The organism is Burkholderia sp. JKS000303 (genome assembly GCF_002563755.1).
In the GTDB taxonomy this organism is placed as follows: Bacteria; Pseudomonadota; Gammaproteobacteria; order Burkholderiales; family Burkholderiaceae; genus Burkholderia; species Burkholderia anthina_B.
On record NZ_PDBZ01000001.1, the window covers coordinates 4,626,491 to 4,639,396 of the forward strand.

At 66.0% G+C, this 12,906-nt stretch carries 12 protein-coding genes; 9 read left to right on the plus strand and 3 right to left on the minus strand.

Annotated elements, in window-relative coordinates; all coding sequences use genetic code 11:
* Positions 1 to 235: 235 nt before the first annotated feature.
* Positions 236 to 2,989: a DNA polymerase I gene (gene polA / locus BX604_RS21650; RefSeq protein WP_098552579.1), complete on the minus strand. Its 2,754-nt coding sequence runs from the start codon at positions 2,987 to 2,989 to the stop codon at positions 236 to 238.
* A 1-nt stretch (position 2,990) separates the two neighbouring features.
* Between polA and BX604_RS21655 the strand changes: the two genes are divergently transcribed.
* Positions 2,991 to 3,752 (plus strand): TIGR00730 family Rossman fold protein, encoded by a 762-nt coding sequence (locus BX604_RS21655; protein WP_098552580.1) that lies wholly within the window; start codon positions 2,991 to 2,993, stop codon positions 3,750 to 3,752.
* Between the two features lie 400 nt (positions 3,753 to 4,152).
* Positions 4,153 to 4,449: a hypothetical protein gene (locus tag BX604_RS21660; RefSeq protein ID WP_098553013.1), complete on the plus strand. Its 297-nt coding sequence runs from the start codon at positions 4,153 to 4,155 to the stop codon at positions 4,447 to 4,449.
* 126 nt (positions 4,450 to 4,575) lie between these two features.
* Here the strand turns inward: BX604_RS21660 and BX604_RS21665 are convergent, their stop codons facing one another.
* On the minus strand, positions 4,576 to 5,508 hold the full coding sequence (locus BX604_RS21665) for a LysR family transcriptional regulator (protein WP_098552581.1): 933 nt from the start codon (positions 5,506 to 5,508) through the stop codon (positions 4,576 to 4,578).
* A 165-nt stretch (positions 5,509 to 5,673) separates the two neighbouring features.
* Here BX604_RS21665 and BX604_RS21670 point away from each other — a divergent pair, with 165 nt between their 5' ends.
* The 3 genes from BX604_RS21670 to BX604_RS21680 are packed head-to-tail and all read left to right on the plus strand — an operon-like array spanning position 5,674 to position 7,995.
* Positions 5,674 to 6,135: a cupin domain-containing protein gene (locus BX604_RS21670; protein WP_098552582.1), complete on the plus strand. Its 462-nt coding sequence runs from the start codon at positions 5,674 to 5,676 to the stop codon at positions 6,133 to 6,135.
* 44 nt (positions 6,136 to 6,179) lie between these two features.
* A complete protein-coding gene (locus BX604_RS21675) occupies positions 6,180 to 6,986 on the plus strand; it encodes an SDR family NAD(P)-dependent oxidoreductase (RefSeq protein WP_098552583.1) in 807 nt (268 codons plus the stop codon).
* Positions 6,987 to 7,023: 37 nt separating this feature from the next.
* Positions 7,024 to 7,995, plus strand: a complete 972-nt coding sequence (locus tag BX604_RS21680; RefSeq protein WP_098552584.1) for an aldo/keto reductase — start codon at positions 7,024 to 7,026, stop codon at positions 7,993 to 7,995.
* A gap of 162 nt (positions 7,996 to 8,157) precedes the next feature.
* On the opposite strand, the gene BX604_RS21685 is transcribed toward BX604_RS21680, so the two are convergent.
* The gene (locus tag BX604_RS21685) at positions 8,158 to 9,684 is read right to left on the minus strand and encodes an AMP nucleosidase (RefSeq protein ID WP_098553014.1); all 1,527 of its coding nucleotides are present in this window, start codon (positions 9,682 to 9,684) and stop codon (positions 8,158 to 8,160) included.
* A 140-nt stretch (positions 9,685 to 9,824) separates the two neighbouring features.
* On the opposite strand from BX604_RS21685, the gene BX604_RS21690 reads away from it, so the two are divergent.
* From BX604_RS21690 to BX604_RS21705, 4 genes are all read left to right on the plus strand, one after another.
* Positions 9,825 to 10,232: a hypothetical protein gene (locus BX604_RS21690; RefSeq protein WP_098552585.1), complete on the plus strand. Its 408-nt coding sequence runs from the start codon at positions 9,825 to 9,827 to the stop codon at positions 10,230 to 10,232.
* A gap of 107 nt (positions 10,233 to 10,339) precedes the next feature.
* Positions 10,340 to 11,338 carry a homoserine kinase gene (locus BX604_RS21695; protein WP_098552586.1) on the plus strand — a complete coding sequence of 333 codons (999 nt, stop codon included), beginning with the start codon at positions 10,340 to 10,342 and terminating at the stop codon, positions 11,336 to 11,338.
* Complete coding sequence (locus BX604_RS21700; protein WP_098552587.1) at positions 11,329 to 12,138, plus strand: BPSS1780 family membrane protein; 810 nt, start codon at positions 11,329 to 11,331, stop codon at positions 12,136 to 12,138. The genes BX604_RS21695 and BX604_RS21700 overlap by 10 nt, the downstream gene beginning before the upstream one ends.
* A 175-nt stretch (positions 12,139 to 12,313) precedes the next feature.
* Entirely contained in the window at positions 12,314 to 12,766 is a 453-nt protein-coding gene (locus BX604_RS21705; RefSeq protein ID WP_098552588.1) for a MarR family winged helix-turn-helix transcriptional regulator, read from the plus strand.
* Positions 12,767 to 12,906: the final 140 nt, after the last annotated feature.

Here is a 12,906-nt window from a genome sequence, read left to right on the forward strand (position 1 = left end):
GACACGATGCGTTCGCACCGCCCGCTGGATTAACCAGTTCGGACATCATCGATGTGCAATTCGAAGCACTGCGATGCGTCCGATCCCGGAACGCGGGGCGCGCTGCCCCCGCGACAATGACCTGACTGACATGCATTGTCCGGGAGCTTGCGCGTTGACCACAAGCAAACCATCTCGATATTCAACATCCCCGCAACAATATGCTGCGGGAGTGCGGGAATCAGGCAGCGATGCGTCAGTGCGCCTCTTCCCAGTTCGCACCGGCGCCGACTTCGGCGACGAGCGGGACCTTCAGCTTCGCGACACCGCACATCATTTCCGGCAACTTCTCGCGCACGAGCGACAGTTCGCTGTCGGGCACCTCGAGCACCAGTTCATCGTGTACCTGCATGATCATCCTCGACGCAAGCCCGTCGCGCGTGAGCCAGTCGTCCACCGCGATCATCGACAGCTTGATCAGGTCGGCCGCCGTGCCCTGCATCGGTGCATTGATGGCCGCGCGCTCGGCCGCCTGACGGCGCGGGCCGTTGCCGCCGTTGATTTCCGGCAGCCACAGGCGACGGCCGAAAACGGTTTCAACATAGCCCTTTTCCTTCGCGACCGTGCGCGTATCTTCCATGTACTGCGCGACGCCCGGGTAACGCGCGAAGTAGCGGTCGATATAGAGCTTCGCCGCATCGCGCGTGATGCCGAGGTTCGACGCGAGGCCGAACGCGCTCATCCCGTAGATGAGCCCGAAGTTGATCACCTTCGCGATCCGGCGCTGGTCGGAATTGACCTCCAGCGGTGTCACGCCGAACACTTCGGCGGCCGTGGCGCGGTGAATGTCCTCACCCTGCGAGAACGCACGCAACAGCGACGCGTCGCCCGAGATGTGCGCCATGATCCTCAGTTCGATCTGCGAATAATCGGCCGACACGATGCGGCAGCCCGGCGACGCGATGAATGCCTCGCGGATCCGCCGGCCTTCGGCCGTGCGCACCGGAATGTTCTGAAGATTGGGATCGTTCGACGCGAGGCGGCCCGTGACCGCGACGGCCTGCGCATAGTTCGTATGCACGCGGCCGGTTTCGGGGTTCACCATGCGCGGCAGCTTGTCGGTGTACGTCGACTTCAGCTTCGACAGCCCGCGATGCTCGAGCAGCAGCTTCGGCAGCGGATAGTCCTCGGCCAGCTTCTGCAACACTTCTTCGTCGGTCGACGGTGCGCCGCTCGGCGTTTTCTTCACGACCGGCAACTGCAGCTTCTCGAAGAAGATCTGCCCGATCTGTTTCGGCGAGCCGAGATTGAATTCGCCGCCGGCCAGTTCGTACGCCTGCCCTTCGAGCTCGATGAGCCGCGTGGCGATCTCGCTGCTTTGTGCCTGCAACAGCGCATCGTCGATCAGCACGCCCGTGCGCTCCATCTTGCGCAACACGAGCGACACCGGCATCTCGATGTCGCGATACACGTGCTCGAGGCCCGGCTCGCGCGCGACCTGCGGATACAGCGCCTGATGCAGCTGCAACGTGATGTCGGCATCTTCGGCCGCGTACGCAGCGGCCTGCTCGAGCGCGACTTCGTCGAAGCCGATCTGCTTCGCGCCCTTGCCGGCCACGTCTTCGTACTTGATCGTCTTGACGCCCAGATGACGCAACGCGAGGCTGTCCATGTCGTGCGTGCGATGCGATTCGAGCACGTACGATTCGAGCAGCGTGTCGTGCTCGATGCCGTTCAGCGCGATGCCGTAATTCGCGAGCACCTGCGCGTCGTACTTCAGGTGCTGGCCGACCTTCTTGCGATCGGCCGCTTCAAGCCACGGCTTCAGGCGCGCGAGCACGTCGTCGAACGGAAGCTGGTCGGGCAGATCGGGGCCGCGGTGCGCAACCGGCAGGTAGGCCGCCTTGCCCGGCTCGATCGAGAACGACAGCCCGACGAGTCGCGCCGCCATCGGATCGAGCGAGGTGGTTTCGGTATCGAATGCGGTCAGTGCGGCCGCATCGATCTTCGCGAACCATGCGTCGAACTGCTCCCACGTCTGGATCGTGTCGTATTCGCGGACGATGTCGGCCATCACCACCGGCGCCGGCTCGCCTTCCGGCGCATCGGCGCCGCCGCCTTCGGCCGGCGCGCTCTCGACTTCACGCAGCCATGTCTTGAAGCCGTAGCGCGCGAAGATGTCGCGCAGCAGGTCGCGCGCTTCGCCGTCGGATTTCAGCGACGCTTCGATCGATTCGAGATGCGGCGCGAGATCGCAGGCCGTCTCGACGGTCACGAGCTTGCGGCCGAGCGGCAGGAAGTCGAGCGCGCGGCGCAGGTTGTCGCCGACCACGCCCTTGATCTCGGCCGCGTGTTCGATCACGCCGTCGAGGCTGTCGTATTGCGACAGCCATTTGACGGCCGTCTTCGGCCCGCACTTTTCGACGCCCGGCACGTTGTCGACGGTGTCGCCGATCAGCGACAGGTAGTCGATGATCCGCTCGGGCGGCACGCCGAACTTAGCGATCACGCCGTCGCGATCGAGCGTCTCGTTGGTCATCGTGTTGACGAGCGTGACGTGATCGCTGACGAGCTGCGCGAGGTCCTTGTCGCCGGTCGACACGATCACGTTCATCCCGTGCCGCTCGGCTTCGCGCGCGAGCGTGCCGATCACGTCGTCGGCTTCGACGCCCTCGACCATCAACAGCGGCCAGCCGAGTGCGCGCACCGCGCCGTGAATCGGTTCGACCTGCAATGCAAGATCGGACGGCATCGACGGACGGTTTGCCTTATAGTCGGCATAAAGGTCATCGCGGAACGTCTTGCCCTTTGCATCGAACACGCAAGCGCTATACTCTGCACTGACTTCCTTGCGCATACGGCGCAGCATGTTGATGATTCCGTAGAGCGCTCCGGTCGGCTCCCCGCCAGGGCCACGCAAATCAGGCATCGCATGGTAAGCCCGATACAGATAGCTCGAACCGTCAACCAATAGCAGGGTCTTACCTTCCAGATTTCGTTCTTCAGGCATTATGAACAAGAGAAAAGTGATTCCGAGTCTGCGTTCGCTCGCAGATCAAGAACGCGCGACGGCCAAGAAGGCGCGCGCATCGTGGCAGATGTTCACGATTATGGCAGAGTTTATCGAGGCGACCGAGTACCTGTCGGAGATCCGCCCCGCCGTCAGCATCTACGGTTCTGCCCGTCTCAAACCCGACACGCCGCACTACAAGCTCGCCGTGCAGATCGCACGCAAGCTCTCCGACGCCGGCTTCGCCGTGATCTCCGGCGGCGGCCCCGGCATCATGGAAGCCGCGAACAAGGGCGCGCACGCCGGCAAGGCGCCGTCGGTCGGCCTGAACATCGAGCTGCCGCATGAGCAGGCCGGCAACCACTACCAGGACATCTCGCTGCGCTTCCGTCACTTCTTCACGCGCAAGGTCACGTTCGTGAAGAACTCCGACGCGGTGATCGTGATGCCGGGCGGCTTCGGCACGCTCGACGAACTGTCCGAAGTGCTCACGCTGATCCAGACGAAGAAGTCGCGCCTCGTGCCGATCATTCTCGTCGGCAGCGAGTTCTGGAAGGGCCTGCTGCAATGGTTCCGCGACCAGCTGATTCCGATGGGCCTCATCAATCCGGAAGACATGGACCTGATGCAGGTGATCGACGATCCCGACCAGGTGCTCGACGCCGTGCTCGCGTTCTACGAGGACAGCGGCGAAGAGGAAGGCCCGGACGATGGCGAAGGTCATCCGCCGCGGCCCGAAGAAGACCGCATGTTCTACCTGTAAATCCGTCAATCGGTCGATGTCGATGGCCGGCCTCATGGCCGGCGCATCGCTTCACGCGCGGCAGGCATGGCCACCCGGCCTCCTGCCGCGCATGACTTTGTAACGCCGCGTTAATCCCGTTTCACGGCCACGTGCCGTCGAATGTCAAATCCCGGCAGCCCGCACCGCGCAATGCGCGACAACGTCCCGCGCGCGCGGCGTATCATTGTCAAATCACGCTGCACGCGCACCATCCGGTCGCGCTGCGTCGCGCCAATCCGCCGTAATAAACGCGCCTCGCCTTTTCCACGCTGCGCCAGCACACTGCAGTCGTCGGCGTGGCGGCCCCCCGGTGGAACGATTCCCCCTCGCGTCCATCGCGTCGCGCCGACCCTTCAACAACAACATCACGGAAAAGAACATGCAACGCTCGCTGATCGCCCTCGCCTTCGCCGGCCTCGGCCTTTCGCTGTCCGGCCTCGCCCACGCCGTCAACGTCGACGTCAACATCGGCACGCCCGCGCCGGTCGTCGTCGCGCCTGCGCCCGTGGTGGTGGTCGGCTGGCACGGCGACCGCTACTGGGACGGCCATCGCTACTGGGAACGTCGCGAGTGGGAAGACCACCAGCGCCAGCACGGTCACGATGACCGTCGCGACCACGACGGCCGCGGCGGCTATCACTGCCCGCCGGGACACGCGAAAAAAGGCGAGTGCTGAGCAACACGACTCGCATCGGGTTCACGGCAAGGCCGCCTGCGCGCTACAGCGTCAGGCGGCCTTGCCGCTTCTGGACGAGACGTTCCTGCGCTGACGAAGCAGCGTCGCCATCCAGGCATCAGGTCGTCACGCCGGCGCATCCGCCAGCGCAAGCGGCGCCAGATCCGGATGCGCGCCGAGGCGGTCGGCCAGGAAATCCATCAACAACCGGTTCCGTCGCGGCAGATGGGTTCGCTGCGGCATGCACAGATAGAGACCGTAGCGGCACGTCACGTGTCGCGTCAGCAACGGCACGAGGCGCCCTTCGCGCACGTGTGCATGGACGGAATAGCCGAAAAACTGGCCGATCGCTGCGCCGCTCAGCACGGTGTCGAGTTCCGCGTCGATATCGTTGGTCGCGATGAACGGGTTCACCTGCCGGGTGTGCACGCCGCCGTCGACGAGAAATTCCCACGGAAACGGCTTGCCCGTGCGCGGGTACAGGAAGGCCGTGCAGCGATGCTCGCTCAATGCGTCGATCGTCTGCGGCTCGCCGTGACGACGCAGGTACGCCGGCGCCGCGCAGACGACCAGTTGCAGATCGGCGACGCGCCGCGCAACCAGCCCGCTGTCGGGCAGATTGCCGGTGCGCACGGCGATATCGATCCGCTGCTCGACGACGTCGGCCATGTCGTCGCTCACGAGCAGCTCGGCGGTAATGCCTGGCTGCCGGTCGCAGAACTCGCCGAGCAACGGCGCGAGAAAGCGCCGCGCCAGCGAATACGGCGCCGCGACGCGGATCGTCCCTACCGCCTGCGCGCGATCGTCGTCCAGCATGCGCAGCGCACTCTCCAGTTCACCCACCGCGCCACGGCACTGCGACAGCAGCCGCTCGCCCTCCGCCGTCAACACGATCCGGCGCGTTGAACGCTGGAACAATCGAACGCTCAGCAACGCTTCCAGTGCAGCAACCTGCTTGCTCGCCGCCTGCGGCGTCATGCCGAGCTCGCGGGCGCCCGCGCTGATGCTCCCGGCCACCGCGACGCGGACGAATACCGTCAACGCTTTCAAACGATCCATTCGGTACTCCTGGCGCCCGGCTCGCCCGGGCCCTCATCGATGGCTGGCAACGCGTGTCCGCCGCGTTGAACCGGTTTCAACCGAACCGGCACTATTCGCGTCGCGACCGGCTTCGCACAATGGCGCTGTCTTCAACGCGCCGGCCCGCGGGCCGCACACCCTGTCATGAAGCAACGCTCATTCTCCTTCGTTTCCCGCGCCGCCGTCGCCATCGCGATGACCGTCGCAGGCGCACCGTGGGCAGCCGCCGCGCAAGACGCCGGCGCGAACGCTCGCGCGGTCGAGACGGTGCTGCTGCGGACCACCGACGCATGGGACGGCTCGCGCTATCGCGCCTATCCGCGGCAACAACCGGAAATCACGGTCGTACGCTACACGATTCCACCGCACGCGGTGCTGCCCTGGCACACGCATCCGGCCATCAACGTCGGCTACGTGCTGTCCGGGCATCTGAGCGCCGTGCGCCGAAGCGACGGCAGGCGACTGGCACTCGGCCCCGGCGACGTGGTGCCGGAAATGGTCGGCGGCGCGCATCGCGGCGAAACCGGCGACGAACCCGTCGAACTCATCGTGTTCTACGCCGGCACGCCCGGACAGCCGTTGACGGTGCCGGTCGGCAACGACTGAGCGCCGGCCGCCACGTTTTCCACTCTCCCCCGGAACCCTTCATCATGTCCGAATCACGCACTGCATCCAGTCCGCTCGTCGACGCACCTTCACGACTCGACGGCCGCGTCGCGCTCGTCACCGGCGGCGGCACCGGCATCGGCCGCGCCGCCGCGCTTGCGTTCGCCCGCCAGGGCGCCCGTGTCGTCGTCGCGGGCCGCCGTCCGGCGCCGCTCGATGAAACCGTGCAAACGATCGTCGAGCAAGGCGGCGACGCCTACGCGGTGACCGTCGACATCGCGTCGTCCGACAGCGTACGCGCCCTCGTCGCCGCGACGATCGAGCGCTACGGCGCGCTGCACGCGGCGTTCAACAACGCCGGCACCGAAGGCACGTTCGCGCCGATCGTCGACCAGACGGAAGCCGATTTCGACCACGTGATCGCCACCAATCTCAAGGGCACCTGGCTGTCGGTCAAGCTCGAGATGGAAGCGATGCTCGCGCACGGCGGCGGTGGCGCGATCGTCAATACGTCGTCGTGGCTCGCACGCGGCGCGCTCGCCGGCTCGTCGGTCTATTCGGCGAGCAAGGGCGCGCTCGACGCGATGGTCCGCGCGGTCGCGCTCGAGGGCGGGCCGCACGGCATCCGCATCAACAACGTGAACCCCGGCGTCATCGACACGCCGATGGCGCGCCGCTTCGGCGACGACGAGATGCTGCGCCCGTTCGCCGCCTTCACGCCCGCGCGGCGGGTCGGCACGCCCGAGGACGTCGCGGATGCCGCCGTGTGGCTGTGCAGCGACGCCGCGCGCTTCATCACCGGCGAATCGATTCTGGTCGACGGCGGCTATACGATCGCCGGCATGCGCTGAACGGCGCGGCATCGCGACCCGCGACAGAGAGGAACCGATGGAATACGTGAGACTGGGCACGTCCGGGATGAAGGTGTCGAAACTTTGCCTCGGCTGCATGACCTATGGCGACCCGGCGTGGCGGCCGTGGGTCGCGACCGAGCGCGACGCGCTGCCGTTCATCCGCGCCGCGCTCGATGCGGGCGTGACCTTCTTCGACACGGCGGACATTTATTCGAACGGCGAAAGCGAACGCATTCTCGGCCGCGCGCTGTGCAACTTCGCGACGCGCGACGACGTGGTGATCGCGACCAAGGCGTTCTTCCCGACCGGCGACGGGCCGAATGCGCGCGGGCTGTCGCGCAAGCACCTGTTCTCGAGCATCGACGCGTCGCTGCAGCGGCTGGGCACCGATTACGTCGACCTGTACATCGTGCACCGCTTCGACCCGGACACGCCGATCGAGGAAACGCTCGATGCGCTCGACGCGATCGTCAGGAGCGGCAAGGTACGCTATCTCGGCGCGTCGTCGATGCACGCGTGGCAGTTCATGAAGATGCTGGATTTCCAGCGCCATCATCGTCTTGCGCCGTTCGTGTCGATGCAGAGCCAGTACAGCCTGATCTGCCGCGACGACGAGCGCGACATGCTGCCGCTGTGCATCGGCGAAGGGGTCGCGTATACGCCATGGTCCCCGCTCGGCCGCGGGCTGCTCGCCGGCTCGCGCGGCGCCGCGACGACGCGGGCCGCCACCGATCAGCAAATGGTGTCGTGGTACGACGGCCGGGATGCGGTGACCGCGACCGTGGAAGCGGTCGGACAGGTTGCGCAGGCGCGCGGTCTGCCGCCCGCGCGAATCGCGCTCGCGTGGGCGCTGCGCCGGGCGGGTGTCACGGCGCCGATCGTCGGGCTGTCAAAGCCGCATCATGTGGCCGATGCGCTCGCGGCGCTCAGTCTCACGCTCGACGATAACGAAACCGCGCTGCTCGAGGCCGCATTCGATCGCACGGTTGAACCGATGCAATGGTGACCCGGGCGCGCGGGCCCGGCCGAAGACACGGATGGAACCGGCGCTGCCGGCCCGCGACCGCCTTCGCGACGGCGCACCTACGGCGGGACACGTCGAAACGTGACAGGGCTCGCGCTCCCGCAGTGCCATGACGGCACCGCCGGACAACGCGCTTTCTCTTTCTTACTGAAACGCCACTTCCGCGAAGCTTCGCAGCTTCCGGCTATGCAGCTTGTCGAGCCCGTTCGTGCGCAGGATCTCCATCGCCTTCACGCCGATCTGCAGATGCTGGTCGACCTGCCCGCGATAGAACGTGTCGGCCATGCCCGGCAGTTTCAGCTCGCCGTGCAGCGGCTTGTCCGATACGCACAGCAACGTGCCGTACGGCACGCGGAAGCGGAAGCCGTTCGCGGCGATCGTCGCGCTTTCCATGTCGAGCGCGATCGCGCGGCTCTGCGACAGTCGCTGCACCGGCTCGCGGTGATCGCGCAATTCCCAGTTGCGGTTGTCGACGCTCGCGACCGTTCCCGTGCGCATCACGCGCTTCAGTTCGACGCCTTCGAGCTGCGTGACTTCGGCCACGCCGCGCTCGAGTGCGAGCTGCACTTCGGCAAGCGCCGGGATCGGCACCCACAGCGGCAGGTCGGCGTCGAGCACGTGATCCTCGCGCACGTAACCGTGTGCGAGCACGTAGTCGCCGAGACGCTGCGTGTTGCGCAGGCCCGCGCAGTGACCGAGCATCACCCAGGCATGCGGACGCAGCACCGCGATGTGGTCGGTGATCGTCTTCGCGTTCGACGGACCGACGCCGATGTTGACCATCGTGATCCCGCTGCCGTCCGCGCGCTTCAGGTGATACGCGGGCATCTGCGGCAGCCGCGGCGGCGCGGCGCCTTCGGCCGCCTCGCTGCCGAGGTTCGCGTTGTACGTGACGACATCGCCGGGCTCGACGAACGCGCTGTACTGGCTGCGGTACGCCCGCACCTCCGGATCGGTGCTTTCCGTCATCAGCGTGCGGCCCAGCTTCACGAACTCGTCGATATAGAACTGATAGTTCGTGTAGAGCACGTAGTTCTGGAAGTGCGTAGGCGACGTGGCCGTGTAGTGACGCAGCCGGTGCAGCGAGAAGTCGACGCGCGCGGCGGTGAACAGCGCGAGCGGATGCGGCTCGCCATGCTCGGGCTCGAACGTGCCGTTGACGATGCGGTCGTCGAGATACGACAGATCGGGTGTATCGAAGATGTCGCGCATCGCGAGCAGGCGGTCGCGGTCGAGTTCGCCTTCGAGATGAATCCCTTCGGGAAAGGCGAAGTGAATCGGAATCGGCTGCGACGATACGCCGACCTCGATCTTCACATGGTGATTCTTCGACAGCAGACGCAGTTGCTCACGATAGTAGTTCGCGAAGAGATCGGGGCGCGTGACGGTGGTCTCGAACACACCCGGGCCGGCGACGAAACCGTACGAGCGGCGCGAATCGACGTGCGTGTTGACTTCGGTGCGGATCCGGACGAACGGGTAGCACGCGCGTACGTGCTCGGTGATCGGTTCGTGGCGGCGATAACGCGCGAAGGCATCGCGCAGGAAACCGGTATTCGTGTCGTAGATGGCCGACAGTCGCGCGACGGCGGCGATCGGGTCGTCGAAGGCTTCGACGGGCGGGCTCTCGGGCGTCAGCATCCGGTGCCGGCGGCTCAAATCGTTCTTCATTTTCATCACCTCGTCTGATCCAACGACATTACCACGGAACCCGGTCGCGCTCATGGCCGCCCGCTTGCACCCTGCTTGCACGTGAAGGCCGGGCGGCGCGCAGTATTTGCTAAAATCGGAAGGTTCACTGGAGACTCATCATGAAGCCGCTCATTCTCGTTGCCGCTGCCGCCGTGTTTGCTGGCACGTTTGCCACTGCCGGCGCTGCCTACGCCGCCGGCAGCACGCCGGCCGCCGACGCGCAGGCCCAGGCGGAGGCCAACGAAGCCGCCGGCCTGCCCGATCTCCGCAAGATCAACCGGCCGGGCGCCGAAGTCACGTCGAAAGTCGACTTCGCCGACATCCGCCGCACGCCGAGCTTCCACGAAAAGAGCAAGAACGGCACCGAGGTCACCGAGTATCGCGATCGCGGCAAGCCGGTCGAGATCGACGTGAAGTCGAACTTCGGCACGCGCTACCAGATGAGCTCGACGCTCGACACGTCGCCGAAGCCGCACGACGCGGGCGTCCCGATCACGCGCCTGCCGTCGGTCAACCTGCGCTACTGATTTCCTGCCGCGCCGCGTCGATCCCGACGCGGCGCGCCGGCTCCCCCTTCACCTCCTGTCGCGCTGCACGCCCCGCGCGGGCCGACAACTGACCAGACGCATCTCGCATGGCCGTTTTCACCCCTGTTTCCGACTCCGATCTCGCGCAATGGATGCGCCACTATGAACTGGGCGACGTGCTGACGTTCCGCGGCATTCCGTCCGGCATCGAAAACAGCAATTTCTTCCTGACGACGACGCGCGGCGAGTACGTCCTCACGATCTTCGAAAAGCTGACGGCGGAACAACTTCCGTTCTACCTGGACCTGATGCGCCATCTGGCCGGCCACGGCGTGCCGGTGCCGGATCCGGTCCCGCGCGACGACGGCACGCTGTTCGGCGAGCTGCACGGCAAGCCGGCGGCGATCGTCACGAAGCTCGAAGGGGCCGCCGAACTCGCACCGGGGGTCGAACACTGCATCGAGGTCGGGCAGATGCTCGCGCGCCTGCACCTGGCAGGGCGCGACTACCCGCGCTACCAGCCGAACCTGCGCAGCCTGCCGTGGTGGCAGGAGAACGTGCCGGCGATCGTCCCGTTCATCTCGGACGCGCAGCGCACGCTGCTCGAGGGCGAACTGGCGCACCAGACCGCCTTCTTCGCGTCGGACGACTACGCGGCGCTGCCGAGCGGCCCGTGCCACTGCGACCTGTTCCGCGACAACGTGCTGTTTGCGCACGCCGATCCCGATACCGGCCATGAGGTCCGGCTCGGCGGGTTCTTCGACTTCTATTTCGCCGGCTGCGACAAATGGCTGTTCGACGTCGCGGTCACCGTCAACGACTGGTGCGTCGACCTCGCCACCGGCGTGCTCGACGTCGCGCGCGCGGACGCGCTGGTGCGCGCGTACCAGACGGTGCGCCCGTTCACGGCCGAGGAGCGCCGCCACTGGAGCGACATGCTGCGCGCCGGCGCGTACCGCTTCTGGGTATCGCGCCTGTACGACTTCTACCTGCCGCGTGCGGCCGAAATGCTCAAACCGCACGACCCCGGCCATTTCGAACGCATCCTGCGTGAGCGTATTGCCCATACGCCCGCGCTTCCCGAGATCCACACCGCATGCAACTGATCGAAGTACCCGCGAAAGCGGGCTATGTCTGGTTCCGTCAAGGCATCTGGCTGTTCCGCCGGAACCCGCTCGCGTTCATCACGCTGTTTTTCACGTACCTGCTGGCGATCACGCTGGTGTCGATGGTGCCGGTGGTCGGCGCGGCGCTGCCGCTGCTGTTCATCCCCGGCATCGCGGTCGGCTTCATGGCCGCGTGCCGCGACACGGTGGCCGGCAAACCGGTGATGCCGACGATCCTCATCGACGGCTTCCGCTCGTATGGCCCGGCCACGACGCAGCGGCTGCTCGTGCTCGGCGTCGTCTATGTCGTGCTGATGGTGCTGGTGTTCGCCGCATCGTCGATCGTCGACGGCGGCGCACTGCTCCACATGATGCTGGGCACAACGGGCGATACCAGCACCACGCCGGAAGCGCTCGCCGCGCAAGGCACGCTCGGCGCCCTGCTGCTCGCGACGCTGCTCTACGCGCCGGTTGCGATGCTGTTCTGGTTCGCACCGGTGCTCACCGCATGGCATGACATCCCGCCCGCCAAGGCGCTGTTCTTCAGCATCGTCAGTTGCTGGCGCAATCGCGGCGCGTTCGTCGTGTACGGCCTGCTGTGGTTCGGCGTCGCGCTCGGCACGTCGTTCGGCCTGTCGCTGCTGCTGCAGGCGCTCGGCGCCGGCGCCTATGGGCTCACGATCATGATGCCGGTGACGATCATCATCGTCACGATGATGTACTGCTCGTTCTACGCGACCTATCGCGGCTGCTTCGGCGTGCAGGAACCGGACGCTCCGACACCCGCGTCGGGCCGCTGAGCCCGGCATCGGCCGGCGCGCATCGCCGGCCGCCCTTCCCCCTGCCCGGGCCGGACGTCGCCGGTAGCCCGTCCCGCCCGCCGCCGCTTGCCTGACGCCCCTGTTCAACCGAATCATTTGCGCGCAAAATAATTTGCGTACAAATCGTTAGCGCGTCCGCCGCGCCGCCTGAATCATGGACCGTCTGCCCCCATTACCCCAGACGCTCGACGAGCAACTCTGCTTCGCGCTGTACGCCACGTCGCATGCGATGACGAAGGCGTACAAGCCGTTGCTCGACAAGCTGTCGCTGACCTATCCCCAATATCTGGCGATGCTCGTGCTGTGGGAACGCGACGACATCGCGGTGAAGGACATCGCCGGCCGGCTCGACCTCGACCCGGCCACCGTCACGCCGCTGCTGAAACGGCTCGAGGCGCTCGGCTATGTCGAACGCGTGCGCAGCGCGACCGACGAGCGCGTCGTGAACGTGCGCGTGACAACGGAAGGACGCGCGCTGAAGGACAAGGCACGCTCGGTCCCCGCCGATCTCTTTTGCGCGATGCAGCAAACACCCGAATTCCTGGTGCGGCTGCGTGCGGATCTGCAGCAACTGCGCAGCGCGCTGTCGGACGCCAACGAAAGCTGACGCACCGCACCGCCAACAGGCCCGGTATCGCCGGGCTTTTTCTTCAAAATTTCATTTGTACACAAATCATTTGTGTTCTATATTTTATTCGTGGCCGGCGACACCCCGTTCGACCGGGCCGCTTTTCTCCCTTTCCTTCG